The organism is Pandoraea vervacti (assembly GCF_000934605.2).
Classification (GTDB): Bacteria; Pseudomonadota; Gammaproteobacteria; order Burkholderiales; family Burkholderiaceae; genus Pandoraea; species Pandoraea vervacti.
On sequence record NZ_CP010897.2, the window covers coordinates 4,672,143 to 4,687,968 of the forward strand.

12 protein-coding genes and 2 tRNA genes are annotated in these 15,826 nt (G+C 63.4%); 7 read left to right on the forward strand and 7 right to left on the reverse strand.

Features of this window, described 5'->3' with window-relative positions; genetic code table 11:
- Positions 1–14 precede the first annotated feature (14 nt).
- From UC34_RS20325 to pncB, 5 genes are all read right to left on the reverse strand, one after another.
- On the reverse strand, positions 15–1,478 hold the full coding sequence (locus UC34_RS20325) for a DNA recombination protein RmuC (protein WP_044456959.1): 1,464 nt from the start codon (positions 1,476–1,478) through the stop codon (positions 15–17).
- 101 nt (positions 1,479–1,579) lie between these two features.
- On the reverse strand, positions 1,580–2,572 hold the full coding sequence (locus UC34_RS20330; protein ID WP_044458481.1) for a 2-hydroxyacid dehydrogenase: 993 nt from the start codon (positions 2,570–2,572) through the stop codon (positions 1,580–1,582).
- A gap of 38 nt (positions 2,573–2,610) precedes the next feature.
- A complete protein-coding gene (locus UC34_RS20335; RefSeq protein WP_044456960.1) occupies positions 2,611–4,029 on the reverse strand; it encodes a sodium:proton antiporter in 1,419 nt (472 codons plus the stop codon).
- A gap of 389 nt (positions 4,030–4,418) precedes the next feature.
- A complete protein-coding gene (locus tag UC34_RS20345) occupies positions 4,419–5,081 on the reverse strand; it encodes a LutC/YkgG family protein (RefSeq protein ID WP_044456962.1) in 663 nt (220 codons plus the stop codon).
- 191 nt (positions 5,082–5,272) lie between these two features.
- Complete coding sequence (gene pncB / locus UC34_RS20350) at positions 5,273–6,466, reverse strand: nicotinate phosphoribosyltransferase (protein WP_044456963.1); 1,194 nt, start codon at positions 6,464–6,466, stop codon at positions 5,273–5,275.
- Between the two features lie 293 nt (positions 6,467–6,759).
- Between pncB and fdxA the strand changes: the two genes are divergently transcribed.
- The 3 genes from fdxA (at position 6,760) to UC34_RS20365 (ending at position 7,449) form a co-directional block, all read left to right on the forward strand.
- On the forward strand, positions 6,760–7,083 hold the full coding sequence (fdxA, locus tag UC34_RS20355; protein ID WP_044456964.1) for a ferredoxin FdxA: 324 nt from the start codon (positions 6,760–6,762) through the stop codon (positions 7,081–7,083).
- A 128-nt stretch (positions 7,084–7,211) separates the two neighbouring features.
- Positions 7,212–7,287 (forward strand) — tRNA-Asn (locus tag UC34_RS20360).
- A gap of 86 nt (positions 7,288–7,373) precedes the next feature.
- Positions 7,374–7,449 (forward strand) — tRNA-Asn (locus UC34_RS20365).
- A 195-nt stretch (positions 7,450–7,644) separates the two neighbouring features.
- Here UC34_RS20365 and oxlT read toward each other — a convergent pair.
- Both oxlT and UC34_RS20375 read right to left on the reverse strand, forming a co-directional pair.
- The gene (gene oxlT, locus UC34_RS20370) at positions 7,645–8,970 is read right to left on the reverse strand and encodes an oxalate/formate MFS antiporter (RefSeq protein WP_044456965.1); all 1,326 of its coding nucleotides are present in this window, start codon (positions 8,968–8,970) and stop codon (positions 7,645–7,647) included.
- Between the two features lie 1,026 nt (positions 8,971–9,996).
- Complete coding sequence (locus UC34_RS20375; RefSeq protein ID WP_167370674.1) at positions 9,997–10,815, reverse strand: FadR/GntR family transcriptional regulator; 819 nt, start codon at positions 10,813–10,815, stop codon at positions 9,997–9,999.
- 281 nt (positions 10,816–11,096) lie between these two features.
- On the opposite strand from UC34_RS20375, the gene UC34_RS20380 reads away from it, so the two are divergent.
- The 4 genes from UC34_RS20380 to UC34_RS20395 all read left to right on the forward strand — a co-directional run bounded on the left by UC34_RS20380 (position 11,097) and on the right by UC34_RS20395 (position 15,789).
- Positions 11,097–12,749 (forward strand): FAD-linked oxidase C-terminal domain-containing protein, encoded by a 1,653-nt coding sequence (locus UC34_RS20380; protein ID WP_237165167.1) that lies wholly within the window; start codon positions 11,097–11,099, stop codon positions 12,747–12,749.
- A 32-nt stretch (positions 12,750–12,781) separates the two neighbouring features.
- Entirely contained in the window at positions 12,782–13,882 is a 1,101-nt protein-coding gene (glcE, locus tag UC34_RS20385) for a glycolate oxidase subunit GlcE (protein ID WP_044456966.1), read from the forward strand.
- Positions 13,883–13,900: 18 nt separating this feature from the next.
- On the forward strand, positions 13,901–15,160 hold the full coding sequence (gene glcF, locus UC34_RS20390; protein WP_044456967.1) for a glycolate oxidase subunit GlcF: 1,260 nt from the start codon (positions 13,901–13,903) through the stop codon (positions 15,158–15,160).
- Positions 15,161–15,384: 224 nt separating this feature from the next.
- Complete coding sequence (locus UC34_RS20395; protein ID WP_044456968.1) at positions 15,385–15,789, forward strand: DoxX family protein; 405 nt, start codon at positions 15,385–15,387, stop codon at positions 15,787–15,789.
- Positions 15,790–15,826 lie beyond the last annotated feature (37 nt).

The following is a 15,826-nucleotide window of genomic DNA, read 5'->3' on the forward strand; positions in this document are numbered from 1 at the left end:
GACCTTAAGCATCCTTAAGCGTCCTCGTCGCTTTCCAACTCGACGCCGAGCAGTTCGACGGCCTGCTCGCCTGGCAACGCCTCAACCGCCTTGAGCTGACGCGCCATCGCGCGCGTGCGCACTTCGGCCTTGTCGATCGAGCGCGTCACCGTCTCCAGTTGAGACTTCGTCTTGGCGAGTACGTCGCCGAACTTGGTGAATTCGGTCTTGACGGCGCCGAGCACCTGCCAGACTTCACTGGACCGACGCTCAATTGCCAGCGTACGGAAGCCCATCTGGAGACTGTTGAGCAATGCCGTGAGTGTCGTGGGCCCGGCGACGGTTACACGGTATTCGCGTTGCAGAAGATCGGAGAGACCCGGACGACGCAATACTTCGGCGTACAGACCTTCGGTCGGCAAGAAGAGCAGCGCGAAGTCGGTGGTATGCGGCGGGGCAAGGTACTTGTCGGCAATGGTCTTGGCCTCAAGACGGATGCGCGTTTCCAACGCCTTCGACGCCTCCTCGACCGCGACCGGGTCGGCACGCTCCTGTGCGTCCAATAGACGTTCGTAATCTTCGCGTGGGAACTTGGCGTCGATGGGCAGCCAGACCGGCTTGTTGCTGTCGCCGTTTTGTCCCGGCAACGCAATGGCGAATTCCACGCGCTCCGTGCTACCCGGACGCGTGGCGACGTTTTTCGCGAACTGCTCCGGTGCGAGCAACTGCTCGAGCAACGCCTGCAATTGCACTTCGCCCCAGATACCTCGCGTCTTCACGTTGGTCAGCACACGCTTGAGATCGCCAACACCGGCGGCCAGCGTCTGCATCTCGCCCAGACCGCGATGCACCTGCTCCAGTCGATCCGAGACCAGCTTGAAGGACTCGCCGAGACGCTGCTCGAGCGTGGCGTGCAGCTTCTCGTCGACCGTACGGCGCATCTCTTCGAGCTTGGCCGCGTTATTGACTTCAATGTCCTTGAGTTTCTGTTCAAGCGTGGCGCGCACCTCTGCCAGACGACGCTCGTTGCCTTCGGCCAGTTGCGTCAGTTGTTGATGCTGCGATTCTCCGAAGCGACGCAGCGTCGACGCCTGCTCCTCGCGCATGAGCTGACCGCTTTGCACCAGACTCTGACGTACCGCCTCGATCTGCGCAGCATTCGACTCGGTAAGCTTGGCGAGCTGTTGCGCGAAGCCGTCGATCTGGTTGTTCTGCACGGTGGCGACACTCGTCATTTGCGCGGCGAGCGTCTGCTGGAACTGCGCCATTTGCGCACTTTGTTCCCCTCGACCGGCACGTGCTGTCTCCGCGAACTCCTGGCGCAAACCGCGCTCGCTACGATCCGCCGCCTGCAGCAAATCGTCGCGAACGTGGGCCAGCGAGTCGACGATTGAGGCATGCAGCGACGCCTCGCCGCCGCGCTGCCACACCTTCACCGCAATCGCAATCATCACCAACAGATTCAGCGCTGCCAGCGCTACCAACACCATCTCGACCATCGCGTTACGACTCCCATTGACCCACGCTTTATCCTGCCGGTTTTGCAACAAACCGGGCCCGAGCGCCGCTCATCGTTAGCGGCCGTTCGGCCCCGGAAATTTCACGAGCGACGTGCCGCCGGATTGAGCAGACACGGCGGCTTGCCCGCTGCCGCACCGAAGCCCAGTGCCGCGATGAGATTGTCGGCTGCGAGACTCGCCATGCCGCGGCGGGTGGCCGCCGATGCACTCGCGATATGCGGCGTGAGCACGACGTTCGGCACCTTCAACAACTCGGGGTGCACGCTCGGCTCACCTTCGAAAACGTCGAGTCCGGCCGCCGCAATCTGTCGCTTCGCGAGCGCCGTCGCCAGCGCCGCGTCGTCAACAATGCCGCCTCGCGCCAGATTCACCAGCGTGGCCGTCGGCTTCATGCGCGCGAGTTCGTCAGCGCCAATCGTGTGATGCGTCGCGCTTGAGTACGGCAGCACGAGGATCACGTGATCGGCCGTGCGCAGCAACGTGTCCTTGTCGGCGTAGCTGGCTTTGCACGCGGCTTCCGTGGCGGCATCCAGGCGCGAGCGGTTGTGATAGACCACCCGCATGTTGAAACCGATGGCCCGACGTGCGATCGCCTGTCCGATTCGTCCCATGCCGATGATGCCCAGCGTGCTGCCGTGCAAATCAACGCCGAGGAACATGTCGTACGCCCACTTGTCCCAGTGCCCCTCGCGCAGCCAGCGCTCCGATTCCGTAATACGACGCGCGGTCGCCATCAGCAACGCCCAACCGAAATCGGCCGTGGTTTCGTTGAGCACGTCCGGCGTATTCGTCGCCATGACGCCCGCAGCCGTCATCGCCTCGATATCGAAGTTGTTGTAGCCCACCGCCATATTGGCCACCACCCGCAGATTCGGCGCACCGGCGAGCACCGAGGCGTCGATGCGCTCGCTCGCCGTGGTAATCGCACCGACCTTGTCGGCCAGGCGAGCGCGTAGTTCGTCGCTCGAAAACACCGTGTCGGCGTCGTTGCGCTCGACATCGAAATACTGCGCCAGACGCTCGATAACGTCCGGGAAAATGGCTCGGGCTACCAGAATCTTCGGTTTCACCAGTTGTCTCGCAGAGATTGGCCGCGTGGTAATGCCGCGGCTCAGAAGAATATCAGGGTCATCACAACGAACAGCGGCAGCAGAATCGCGCCCGACCACAGCATATAGCCAAAGAAGCTCGGCATGCGAATGCCGCGTTGCTCCGCAATCGCTTTCACCATGAAGTTCGGTGCATTGCCGATGTACGTGTTGGCCCCCATGAATACCGCCCCCGCCGAAATGGCCGCGAGCGTGGCGGCGCCGGTCGTCATTAACGTGGCCGCGTCACCACCGGCCGTGTTGAAGAAGACCAGGTAGGTCGGCGCGTTGTCGAGGAACGACGACAGCAACCCCGTCGCCCAGAAGTACATCACATTGTCCGGCGCACCGCCGGGCCCCGTCACCAGACGAATCACCCAACCCAGCGCCCCGGCCTCGCCCGCTCGCAGAATCGCCACGACCGGAATGATCGTGAGGAAGATGCCTGCGAACAGTTTCGCGACTTCCTTCATAGGCTCCCAATTGAAACCGTTTCCCTCACGCGCGGTGCGTGGCGTGATCGCCAGCGAGATCAGCGTCACGACGACGAGGCCCGCATCGCGCGCGAGGTTCTGCAACGCCACCGGCGTGCCGAACACGTTGAATTCGACGCCAGGCTTCCAGATGCCACTCATCAGCACCAGCCCGATGGCGGCACCGAGCAGGAGGAAATTGCGCTTGCCTTCGAGTCGCAACGGTGCGGCATGCGGTGTCGGATCCAGTTCGTCGATCTGACGTTCGGTCTTCTGGCGAAAGTAATAAGCGTCGATCAGGAAGAACAGTCCGAGCAGCACCGCGCAGACGAAGAGCGTTTCCGGCCAGATGTGCGCGGTCGTCCAGAAGAAGTCCACCCCTTGCAGGAAGCCGAGGAAGAGCGGCGGATCGCCCAGCGGCGTGAGTGAGCCCCCGGCGTTCGCCACCAGGAAAATGAAGAACACAACGACGTGCACGTTGTGCTTGCGGTTGTCATTGGCGCGAATGAGCGGACGAATCAGCAGCATGGCCGCCCCGGTCGTGCCCATGATGCTTGCAAGCACGGTGCCCAACGCCAGCAGCCCGGTATTGAGCCACGGCCCGCCACGCAGGTTGCCGTGTACACAGATGCCGCCGGCCGTCGTGAAAAGCGCCGTCAGCAGGACGACGAACGGAATGTACTCCGCGACAACGGCATGGACCGCGCCATGCCACGCGGCGCCCGCGCCGTACGCCAGCGCGAAAGGCAGCAGGAACGCAGCCCCCCAGAACGCGGCGATCTTGCCGAAATGGTGATGCCAGAAAGCGGGCGCGAGCAGCGGCCCGAGCGCGATCGAGAGCAGCAATCCGGCAAACGGCACCCCCCACCAGGCGATGAGTTGCGCGCCATCCGGTCCGGCAGCGAACGCCGCCGGGCTTGCCATTGCGAGCCCCGCCGCGGCCAATGCTCCCCAAATCCCCTTATGCATTGTTTCTGGTTCCTAGTGATTGATGGTCGACTGGGTACGAGTCGACATCAGCGTCGGAGTGCCCATAGCGGCATCAGCTTGGGATATATCCCAAATTAATCCGATGTATCCGGCGATAACACCGATGCCGCCGACGTCCGGTCGCTTTGCGCAAGCAAGGCGTCCCGCCGCCGCGCTTCGGACGGATGAAAGACAGGGTCGAGTCAACGTGGCTTGCTCGGCGTCGTTATGGCGTCGTTATGGCGTCGTTATGGCGTCGTTATCACGTCGTTGTGGCGTCGCTATGACGTCGTTATGACGTCGCGTCGCGTCGTCGTGGCGTCGTCATGGCATCGGGTCATGGCGTTGCGTCGATGTCGTCGCGCAGCGATGCCCCGACGTCGCGCCGCTCAGGCGCCGTCGACGATGATGAGATGAACGCGGTACGGGCCATGCGCCCCCAGCACCAGCGTTTGTTCGATATCGGCGGTGCGCGACGGCCCCGCAATGAAATTGGTCGCGCGCGAGAGCTGGCCGCGCTCGCTGCGCATCAGCGCGAAGCCGTCTTCATGCCCTGCCACGACGCGCGACGCCGGCACGATCGCAATATGCGTTTCCGGCAGCAATGTGGCAGATGCAAAGGTTTCGGGGCCCGACATCATCATCAGCGCACCGGTCTCGGCAATGGCGCAGAAGCAGCCGGTAATGCCGACGAGGTCGTCGCCATGCGGCTTGCGGAATTCCACCTGGCATCCCGCATTGGCCCAGTCGAGTTCTCGCAATGTCGGCCACGCAACCGCCTGCGTTGTCAGCGCATTGGCTTGCAGGTAGGTTGCCGCTGCCGCCGGCACGTCCTGCATGGCGGGCACACGCGTGATCGTCGTCGACAGGGCTTCAGCCTTGGCAATGAAGGTTGCGATGAGGTCGGCGGACATGGCCGGACGCGGTCCCTGCGGGTGCCGCGCGAGATAGTCCTCGGCCGCTGCCTGCTCATTCGCGCGAGCGACATCGGGACGATGCTGCGCGTTGCGAATGCGGGCAAAAATGCGATTGCGGGCGTCGGAGGTATCCATGAACTGTCCTGTGAAGCCAACGCGCCGGTCTAAGGCCGGCGTCGTCACGTGTCGTCTCTCGAGGGCGCCGGCGCAAAGTCCGGCGGGCGTTGCGCAATTATAGCGGGTGGCCCCGAGCGCGCGACGGGCGTTCGCGCACTATCGGAATCGTCTGCCCCTGCGCTCGGACGTCGCCGCAGCGCATGCCGACATCAGCGCACTTTCACCGGCTCGGGCGCAATCTCGAAGACCTGACGCAGATAAGCCAGATAGGCGTCGTCGTCGCACATGTTCTTGCCCGGCGAGTCCGAGAGCTTCGCCACCGGCTGCCCGTTGCAGCGCACCATCTTGATGACGATTTGCAGCGGCTGATAACCGAGGTCATTGGTCAGGTTCGTGCCGACGCCGAAAGCCAGCTTGCAGCGATCGCGAAAGCGTTCGAACAGTTGCAGCACCTTCGGAATATCGAGGCCGTCCGAGAAGATCATGGTCTTGGTGTGCGCGTCGACACGGTTCTGCGCGTAATGCTCCAGCAGGCGTTCGCCCCAGGCGAACGGATCGCCGGAATCGTGACGCGCCCCGTCGAACAACTTGCAGAAGTACATATCGAAGTCGCGCAGGAAGGCGGACATGCCGTAGACGTCCGAGAGCGCAATGCCCAGGTCGCCCCGGTACTCCTTCGCCCAGGTCTCGAAGCCGAAGATCTGCGAGTCGCGCAGACGCGGTCCGAGCGCCTGACACGCCTGAAGATATTCATGCGCCATGGTGCCAAGCGGCGTCAGACCGAGCTTCGAGGCGTAGTACACGTTGCTCGTGCCCGCGAACTGCTCGCCAAGCTCGTCGCGCAACGTGTGGATCACTTCCTCGTGCCACTCCTTCGAGAAACGGCGGCGCGTCCCGTAATCGGCGATTTTGCAATCGCGATAATCCACGCGCTCGGCGAGCATGCAGATCTTGTCCTTCAGGCGCTGGCGCCCTTCCTCATACGCCGGGGTGCGCTGCGTGTTGCGGAAGTACACCTCGTTGACGATGGCAAGGACCGGAATCTCGAAAAGAATCGTGTGAAGCCATGGCCCCCGAATCGTGATGTCGATCTCGCCATTGCCTTTGGGCGACGGCTGCACGGTAATGTACTTCTCGTTCAGATGGAACAGGTCGAGAAAGTCGATGAAATCACTCTTGATGAAGCGCATCGCGCCGAGATAGTGCAGTTCCGACTCGGTAAAGCGCAAGCCGCACAGCAGACGAATCTCGTCGCGGATTTCGTCGACATAGGGTGTGAGGTCCACGCCCTCGGTGCGACACTTGAAGCGGTATTCGACCTGTGCGGCGGGGAAGTGATGCAGGACCACCTGCATCATCGTGAACTTGTAGAGATCGGTATCGAGCAGCGACGTGATGATCATGACGACAGGCTCCGCTAGGAGCACTCACGAGAAAGCATCGAACGCTGCCACGCACGGGTGCATTCGCACATTCGCCAGGCAGCGCACAGGAACATCGAACATCGTACCGCAAAGCGATGTCACGCATGACATCGCAACCCGATTCGCGACGCAGACGCCCGCCTCCCGACGGGGATGGGTCGTGCCGTTTTCAACGCCATTCGGCTCTCGCACCTGTGACGGCGGGCTGCGTTACAATACGCGTTTTAACGGCCGGTCGAAGCCGTTTCGCGCCCTACTCTGGAGTTGTTGGCATGACGCACGTTGTCACCGAAAGCTGCATCAAGTGTAAATTCACCGACTGTGTGGACGTTTGCCCCGTGGACTGCTTCCGCGAAGGCCCGAACTTTCTGTCCATCGATCCGGACGAGTGCATCGATTGCGCGGTCTGCGTGGCCGAATGCCCGGTGAATGCCATTTATGCCGAAGAGGACGTGCCGGGCGACCAGCAGCAATTCATTGCACTGAACGCCGAGCTCTCGCCGAACTGGCCGAGCATCACCAAGACGAAGCCGTCGCTGCCGGACGCCGACGACTGGAAGGACGTCAAGGAAAAGCTGCATCTGCTCGAGCGCTAATCGACGTCGGACCGAACGCCGGGCCGCAAGCGTGACTCTGGCGGCTTTCGCACTGTGAACGCAGAAAAAGTGCGCTCAGAGTGTTGACAGTGTGTAAAAACCGCCACTATAATCGCTTTCTCTTTTGATCCCCGATAGCTCAGTTGGTAGAGCGCCGGACTGTTAATCCGTAGGTCCCTGGTTCGAGCCCAGGTCGGGGAGCCAAGAATACCGAAGCGATGGCCTCGCTCCCGCGAGGCTTTTGTTTTAGTCGATGCGCCGTAACAGCGGTGCGTGACTGCCAAGTTTGATCCTCGATAGCTCAGTCGGTAGAGCGCCGGACTGTTAATCCGTAGGTCCCTGGTTCGAGCCCAGGTCGAGGAGCCAAAACACGAAAAAGCCCGTCTTTGACGGGCTTTTTTGTTGTCTGCGACATAAGCGACCCCGTATTCCGCCCGCGCCTTGCCGCGCACCGCACCAACGCGCTCACCTACCGACGCGCCAAAGAAAACGGGGCGCACTCAGGCGCCCCGCGTTCACATCGAGACCCACCGAACGTCTTCACCGTCCGCAGCCGAAAACTCACTCGCTCGCGGGCGCACCGATGGCAACCGACGGGCTCGGCGAAGTCTTCGTGCTGTGGCTGTTCTCGGCTTCGATCCAACGGCGACGCATCGGGGCGAGCACGAACTTCGCCCCCACAGCCGCCACGATGCTGATGCTCGCCGCCGCAATGAATACGCGATCCCAGTGACCGCCGACCGCCAGCACCGAAGCCAGCGGCACCAGCAAGGCAGCCGTGCCCTTGGCGGTGTACAGCGTACCGGCATTGGACGCCGCATTTTTGCTGCCAAATGTGTCCGCGCACAGCGCCGGGAAGATCGAGAAAATTTCGCCCCAGCACAGGAAGGTCATCGCTGCGAAGAACACGAACATGTACGGGTTCTGACCGAAGTGCATCAGGCCGAGCATCGCCACACCTTCCCCAAGGAAGATGATGAACATGGCATTCTCGCGACCGATCTTGTCGGAGACGAAGCCGCACAGCGGACGCGTAAAGCCGTTGCACAGGTTGTCGATCGACAGGGTCATCGTCAGCAGCGGCAGTGTGGCGCCGAACAGCGTCATGGGCATCGACGCAATGCCGTAGTCCTTCGCGATCGGGCCGATCTGGGCCGTCGCCATCAGACCGCCGGCGGCCACGGCAACGAAGCAGATGTAGATCACCCAGAACACCGGCGTGCGAATCATCTGGCCCGACGTGTAATCCTGCTTGGTCGCCAGATTGCGTCGCGACACGGTCGCCCCCTTCGGCGCACGCGGCTTGACCAGCAGCAGCGCAAGGATGAAGATCGCCACGCCCTGCACGATACCGAAGTTGAAGAACGCCGCCTCGTACCCCGACGAACGAATCATGTTCGCAATCGGAATCACCGTGATGGCCGCGCCGGCGCCGAAGCCCGCGGCGGTCAGCCCCGCTGCGAGACCGCGCTTGTCCGGAAACCACTTCAGCGCATTACCCACGCAGGTGCCATACACGCAACCCGCACCGATCCCTGCGATGACCGCCGCCGTGTACAGCACGGTCAGCGATTCGGCGTAGGAATACATGATCCACGACAGGCCCACGCAAACCGCGCCGCCCGCGACCACGGGACGCGGACCGAAGCGATCCACCAGCCAGCCCTCGATCGGCACCAGCCACGTTTCCACCACGATGAAGATCGAGAACGCCACCTGAATGGCCGCCACGCCCCAATGGTGCTTTGCCTCCATCGGTTCGACGAACAATGTCCACGAATATTGCAGATTGGCCACAAGGCCCATACAGATAATGCCGATCACCAGTTGTGACCAGCGCCCTCCCAGAAAAGAGGTCTTCTCCTCCGGTTGCGCAGCTGCTTGCATGACTTGCCTCCTGTTCCTGTCAGACGATTGACGTCGGCCCGCGATTCGTTGTGCGGTGCCCGACGCCATCGCGTGCGGCCGCGCGCCCCACAAAGGGATTCGCGCAGACGGCACGCCTCCTGGCGTTGCGTGCGGCTCATGCGTGGCCGCTTGATCGCGGAGCGCTGCCTGGCGGCAGGCTCGCAGGGCTTGTGCCCCGGCTGACTGACACTCGGAAGTGCCAAGGGACACTTCCGGCCCCCACTTCGGCGCGGCGACGCAGACTTTTTGGGAAGCCCACGCCGGCAAGTTGCCGACTGCCGAAGGGAGACTGGTGATGCAAATTCGAGTGCGGACCGGCTTGCGCTGTCGGCGTATCACGATGGACCGCATGGATCGCATCGCAAGCCTGGCCCTATCACTCAGGCGGGCGCGCCTCGCGGACGCGTAATCGCCGGATCGCCCGCCCACGGCTGGCAGCGGGGAGATGAGGAACGCCCCAGCACACGAACAACTTCCGTGAACACTGAAGGCGGATACGACAAGGCAGCCGGTGCGCGACAAACGTCGCACGAAGACTGCCCGAAAGGAAATGCGTGCTTACCCAACTGATGTCTCCGATGAATGCCGTGCCGCCTCGACCCGATCGAGTTTTCCCCCGGCGATGTCACGGGAGCACGACGGGTCGTTTCGACACTCTGAATCTGATATACAAGATTCAATATATCGAATTAAGTATTTTTTATGGTTCCAAAATTAGTCGATGGCCGGAGCACTGTCAACCCGAGAGCGCCCTCATGGGCGTGCCGGACGTGTCAGGCCAGCCTCGGAGGCGTCGCTTGAAATGCCCCGGAGGTAAGCGCTCGATAACCCGCAAACCAAGACAGACCGCGCTGTTGCGAGGGGGGATGCTTCAGATCGACAGTCGGGCTACCCGTGGCGGATGAATGCCACCGGGTAGCGAGGTCAGGGAAAACGATGAGAGTTTGACGGGTCTTGACCGCCCTCGGGCAACGTCGATCCAGGCGACCAGGCCGCTCCAGCCGATCAGGCCGATTCAGTCGGATCGCCGGAATTGTTCCGGATGAACGTCAGATGCTCATGCAGCGACCGCTGCGCGCTGCCGACATCGTGCGACGCGACAGCATGAAAAATGCGGCGGTGCTGGTCGATAAGTTCCGCCAGATCTGCCCCATGTCCGACAATCGCGCGGTAATTGTCGACGACCGATCCGCGCAGCAACTCGAAGATCGCGTGCATCAGATGCACCAGCACGAGGTTGTGCGTGGCCTCCGCGAGCGCCAGATGAAAGTGCGCGTCGAGTTCGGGCACACGGGTCAGGAGCGACTGCCCCCGGGCATCTCCCTCGCCGTCGAGTCCGTCGCGCCCGGCCGCGTAGGCGGTTTCCAGCGCTTCGAGCGCCTGCGACAGACGTGCAATATCCTCGGGCGTGGCACGTTCGGCAGCCAGTTCCACGGCTTTGGCTTCGAGCACTTCGCGCATTTCCAGTACATCGTCCACAGTCTTGCTGTGACGGGACATCAACTGCGACAGCGGCTCGGCGAGCAGCGGCTGACTGGCATTGGCGACCAGATAACCGCCGCCTGCGCGGCCGACGATCAGCCCGCGCGACTCCAGCCGCAACAGCGCTTCGCGCAGCGACGGACGCGACACGCCCATCTGCTGCGCCAGATCGCGCTCGGACGGCAACGCGGAGCCCGGCGCGAGCCGACCTTCGACGACCATCGTCTCCAGTTGCTCGTAGACCATGTCGGACAGACGCAGGCGTGGGGGCGGCGTGACCGGCGCAAAACTGGCGGTGGCCCCCGACGCCCCGTTGGATTCACTGGCGGAAAGCGTAGACATAGGCAAGGACGACTCGTTGGACGGCATGTCGGCTTCGGTTCTCAACAGAAAAATCACAGACGCCACGATACAGGATGCGGTTCGGCTTCGGGTGTGCCCGCCCCACCGCCCTGCCCAGGCGTGACTAGAGGATCTTCCTCAAATTTAGGGTTAACCCGGTAGTCGAAATCGGATCATTCCCTTTACGATGACGTCATCCGACAACTGGTCGACCAGTCTACCAGTAGACCAACGACAGTGAACTGTCATTACACGTCAACGATCGTCCGAGAGCAAGCCCAATGGGATCGAATGTGTCGTCCGCTGCCAGTCAGCGTCATCACCCCGATAGTCACACCCGCGAGTTGGACGGCGAGTCAGATCCGGCGCGCCATCCGCAGACGGTTACCCCGTCAGCGTCGTCCGCAGTCACGGCCACCGCGCCCCACACACCCGCCGCCGAATCCGCTGCCGAACCTGTATTCGACGCGTTGACCGACGCCACCCGCGCGGCCCGTCTCGCCGCCTTGCGCGCCGCAGTGCCCGACGCCCAGTGGCTCACCGATCGCGAGCAGATCACGCCGTACGAGTGCGATGGTCTGGCCGCTTACCGCAAGCTTCCGCTCGCGGTGGTGCTGCCCGCCGACGAAGACCAAGTCTGCCGCATCTTGCGAGCGTGCCACGCACACGGCGTTCCTGTTGTGCCACGTGGGGCGGGCACGGGCCTGTCCGGCGGCGCCATGCCGATTACCGACGGCATCGTGCTCTCGCTGGCGAAGTTCAAGCGCATTCTCGACGTCGACGCCTATGCCCGCACCGCGACCGTGCAGCCGGGCGTGCGCAACCTCGCCGTCTCCGAAGCCGCCGCGCCGTATGGCCTCTATTACGCCCCCGACCCTTCGTCCCAGATCGCCTGCACCATCGGCGGCAACGTCTCCGAGAATTCGGGCGGCGTGCACTGCCTGAAGTACGGGCTCACCGTGCACAACGTGCTGCGTGTGCGCGCGGTGACGATGGACGGCGAGATCGTCGAGTTCGGCTCCCATGCGCTGGATTCGCCCGGCCTCGATCTGCTTTCGGTCTTCATCGGCAGCGAGGGCATGTTCTGCGTCGTGACCGAGGTCACTGTGAAGCTCGTGCCCAAGCCGCAAGTCCAGCAAGTCATCATGGCGAGCTTCGACGACGTGCAAGCCGGTGGCGACGCCGTCGCGGCGATCATCGCGGCGGGCATCATCCCGGCGGGTCTGGAAATGATGGACAAACCGGCCACGCAAGCCGTGGAAGAGTTCGTGCACGCCGGCTACGACCTCGACGCCGCGGCCATCCTGCTGTGCGAGTCCGACGGCACGCCGGAGGAGGTCGCCGAAGAGATCGCTCGCGTATCGGCCGTGCTGCGCGCGTCCGGCGCCACCCGCATTCAGGTCTCGACCTCCGAGGCCGAACGGCTGCGCTTCTGGTCCGGTCGCAAGAACGCCTTCCCCGCCGCCGGGCGCATCTCGCCCGACTATTACTGCATGGACGGCACCATCCCGCGCCGCACGATCGGCACGCTACTCAAGCGCATCGAAGCGATGGAGGTGCAATACGGGCTGCGCTGCATCAACGTCTTTCATGCGGGCGACGGCAACATGCATCCGCTGATTCTCTTCAACGGCAACGACCTCGACGAATGGCACCGCGCCGAAGCCTTTGGCAGCGACATTCTCGAGGCCTGTGTGGAGCTGGGCGGCACGGTGACGGGCGAGCACGGTGTGGGCATCGAGAAGATCAACTCGATGTGCGTGCAGTTCTCGCCGGAAGAGCGCGACGCATTCTTCGCCGTGAAGCGTGCCTTCGACCCCGCCGGATTGCTTAACGCCGACAAGGCGATCCCCACGCGCGCGCGCTGTGCCGAATACGGCAAGCTGCATGTGCGCGGCGGACTGTTGCCCCACCCCGATTTGCCGAGGTTCTGATGTCGCAAGTCCCCCCCATCACATCGTCAGACATGCAAGCGAGCGCCGCCGCCCAGGCCCTTGCGGCGATTCGCGAGCGTGTGCTCGCCGCCACGGCCAGCGGCACGCCGCTCGACATTCACGGCGGCAATACGAAGCGCTGGTACGGCGAGACGCCGAGCGGCGAGCCGCTCGACATGCGCGCCTATCGCGGCATCGTGTCGTACGACCCGGCCGAGCTCGTCATCACCGCGCGCGCGGGCACGCCGCTCGCCGAGATCGAAGCCGCACTGGCCGAGCGCTCGCAGATGCTGCCGTTCGAGCCGCCGCATTTCGGCGCCGGCGCCACGCTCGGCGGCTGCATTGCCGCCGGACTCGCCGGGCCGCGCCGCCCGCACGTGGGCGCGCCGCGCGACTTCGTGCTCGGCGCTGTCGTCATGAACGGTCACGGACAAGTCCTGCATTTTGGCGGACAGGTGATGAAAAACGTCGCGGGTTACGACGTCTCGCGTGTTCTCGCCGGCGCCCTGGGCACGCTTGGCGTGCTGCTCGAACTCTCGATCAAGGTGTTGCCGTGCCCGGTCGCCGAAGCCACGCTGCGCTTCGCAATGACACAGACCCAGGCGATCGATCAGCTCAACCGCTGGGGCGGTCAGCCGCTGCCGCTGATGGGTTCGGCATGGCATGACGGTGTACTGAGCGTACGTCTTGGGGGCGCGGCGGCCGCCATCGATGCGGCCCGGGCGACGATGGGCGGTCATCACGTCGACGCCATCGAAGCGCATGCGTTCTGGGCGTCGCTGCGCGAACAGACGCATCCGTTCTTCGCCAGCGCGCCCGTGCAGGGAGACGGCGAGCCGCTGTGGCGCCTGTCGGTACCGCCCACGACACCCCCGCTGGCGCATGGCGACGAGCATCTGATCGAATGGGGCGGCGCGCAGCGCTGGTGGATCACACAGCGCCCTGCTGCCGACATCCGCGCAATCGCCGCAGCGCTCGGCGGGCATGCTACGCTGTTTCGCCACGGCAACAAGTCGGCGGGTGCGGCAAGCGTTTTCACACCGCAACCGGCGGCACTGCAGGCGATCGGCGAGCGTCTTCAACAAGCATTCGATCCGAGCCGCATCTTCAACCGTCATCGGTTGTACCGGTAAATCGCTAATTTCAGAACGATGCAAACCAACCTCGCAGAATTCCTCCGTCAAACACCGGACGGTGACGAAGCCGAAGCCATTCTCCGCAAATGCGTGCATTGCGGATTCTGTACCGCGACCTGCCCGACCTACCAATTGCTGGGCGATGAACTCGACGGCCCGCGCGGGCGCATCTACCTGATCAAGCAGATGGTCGAGGGCCAGCCCGTGACGCGCGAAACCCAGCGCCATCTGGACCGCTGTCTGACGTGCCGCAGTTGCGAGTCGACGTGTCCTTCCGGCGTGCAGTACGGACGTCTTGCCGATATCGGCCGCCGTCACGTCGATGCCAAAGTCGGTCGTCCGGCGAGCGAGCGCGCCCTTCGCTGGACGCTCGCGCGTGTGCTGCCCAACCGTACGCTGTTCTCGCCCGCGCTGCGCCTCGGCCAGCAGTTTCGCGGCCTGCTGCCGCGCGCGTTGCGCGAGAAGGTGCCGCATCGTCAGCGCTCGGGAAGCTGGCCGCAGGCCAAACACGCGCGGCGCATGCTGATGCTCGAAGGCTGCGTGCAACCGGCCATGTTGCCTAACGTCAACAAAGCCACGGCGCGCGTGCTCGACGCCCTCGGTATCGAAATGGTCCGCCCGTCTTCAGCCGGGTGCTGCGGCGCGATTCGTCTGCACCTGAACTATCACGACGATGGCCTGAACGACATTCGCCGCAATATCGACGCTTGGTGGCCCGAGATCGAAGCGGGCGCGCAAGCGATCGTGATCAACGCTTCCGGGTGCGGGGCGACGGTCAAGGAGTACGGGCATTTGCTGCGCCATGACCCGCAATACGCGGGCAAGGCGCAACGGGTCTCGGAACTCGCGCGCGATCTCTCGGAAGTGCTGCTCGACAATCTCGAAGCCCTGCAAAAGCGCGTGCCGCAGCGGCTCACGGGCAAGAACGGCAAGATTGCCTACCACCCGCCTTGCACGCTGCAACATGGCCAGCAACTCAAAGGGGTGGTGGAGAAGGTGCTCGCCGGCGTGGGTGTCGCGGTCATGCTGCCGCAGGACAGCCACATCTGCTGCGGCTCGGCCGGCACCTACTCCGTGACCCAACCCGAACTGTCGCATCAATTGCGCGACGCCAAATGGAAGTCGCTCGACGCGCTCGAGCCCGAGCTCGTCGTCTCGGCCAATGTCGGCTGCATCTGCCATCTGCAAGGCACGGCCAAAGGCGAACATGCCCGCAACCACGCGCCGGTGCAGCACTGGATCGAGTTGCTCGACCGTCTGATCGCCACCGCCTGAGCGGTCCTCACGATTGATTGTCCCGTCGATCGGGACAATCAATCCCCTTGCCGCTCATTTATCTGCACGATTGCGCTCCCTAGAATCGGGGCTAAGTCAGTCGACGTCATATCGCCGTCGCTCTCACGAGCGGAGCGCCATGACCGACACGACCGTCCAATGAGGTCCATTTGTCCATCCCGTACATTTGGCCAGTCATCCCGATTCCTTCACCGGAGCCTGTCATGATCGATGTCAAAACCGCCCCGTACGCTGCGCTGCTGCTGCGCGTCTCGCTGGGTATCCTGTTTCTTGCCCACCTGTCGCTCAAGGTGTTCGTCTTCACGGTGCCCGGCTTCGTCGGCTTCATGGGCTCGCTTGGCCTGCCGCCTGTCGTCGCCTATGTCACGATGGCGCTGGAGCTCGTCGGCGGTCTGATGCTGATTACCGGTTTTTATGCACGCTGGGCGGCCCTGCCGCTCGCCGCGCTGATGCTCGGCACCATCGTCTCCGTGCACGGCCACAATGGCTGGATGTTCGCCAACAAGGGCGGCGGCTGGGAATTTCCGGCGTTCTGGCTGGCGGCATTGCTGGTCGTGGCGCTGCTCGGTGACGGCGCATTCGCCCTTCGCCGCTCGCACGCGGCCTGATGGCCGGCGTCGTCGGCTCGAAATCGTGATTTGTTTA

Excerpts from the sequence above, each read along its gene's own strand:
- UC34_RS20325 (WP_044456959.1), bottom strand. The coding sequence starts at position 1,478 with ATGGTCGAGATGGTGTTGGTAGCGCTGGCAGCGCTGAATCTGTTGGTG.
- UC34_RS20335 (WP_044456960.1), bottom strand. The coding sequence starts at position 4,029 with ATGCATAAGGGGATTTGGGGAGCATTGGCCGCGGCGGGGCTCGCAATG.
- UC34_RS20345 (WP_044456962.1), bottom strand. The coding sequence starts at position 5,081 with ATGGATACCTCCGACGCCCGCAATCGCATTTTTGCCCGCATTCGCAAC.
- pncB (WP_044456963.1), bottom strand. The coding sequence starts at position 6,466 with ATGATCATCACGTCGCTGCTCGATACCGATCTCTACAAGTTCACGATG.
- fdxA (WP_044456964.1), top strand. The coding sequence starts at position 6,760 with ATGACGCACGTTGTCACCGAAAGCTGCATCAAGTGTAAATTCACCGAC.
- oxlT (WP_044456965.1), bottom strand. The coding sequence starts at position 8,970 with ATGCAAGCAGCTGCGCAACCGGAGGAGAAGACCTCTTTTCTGGGAGGG.
- UC34_RS20375 (WP_167370674.1), bottom strand. The coding sequence starts at position 10,815 with ATGTCTACGCTTTCCGCCAGTGAATCCAACGGGGCGTCGGGGGCCACC.
- UC34_RS20380 (WP_237165167.1), top strand. The coding sequence starts at position 11,097 with ATGGGATCGAATGTGTCGTCCGCTGCCAGTCAGCGTCATCACCCCGAT.
- glcE (WP_044456966.1), top strand. The coding sequence starts at position 12,782 with ATGCAAGCGAGCGCCGCCGCCCAGGCCCTTGCGGCGATTCGCGAGCGT.
- glcF (WP_044456967.1), top strand. The coding sequence starts at position 13,901 with ATGCAAACCAACCTCGCAGAATTCCTCCGTCAAACACCGGACGGTGAC.
- UC34_RS20395 (WP_044456968.1), top strand. The coding sequence starts at position 15,385 with ATGATCGATGTCAAAACCGCCCCGTACGCTGCGCTGCTGCTGCGCGTC.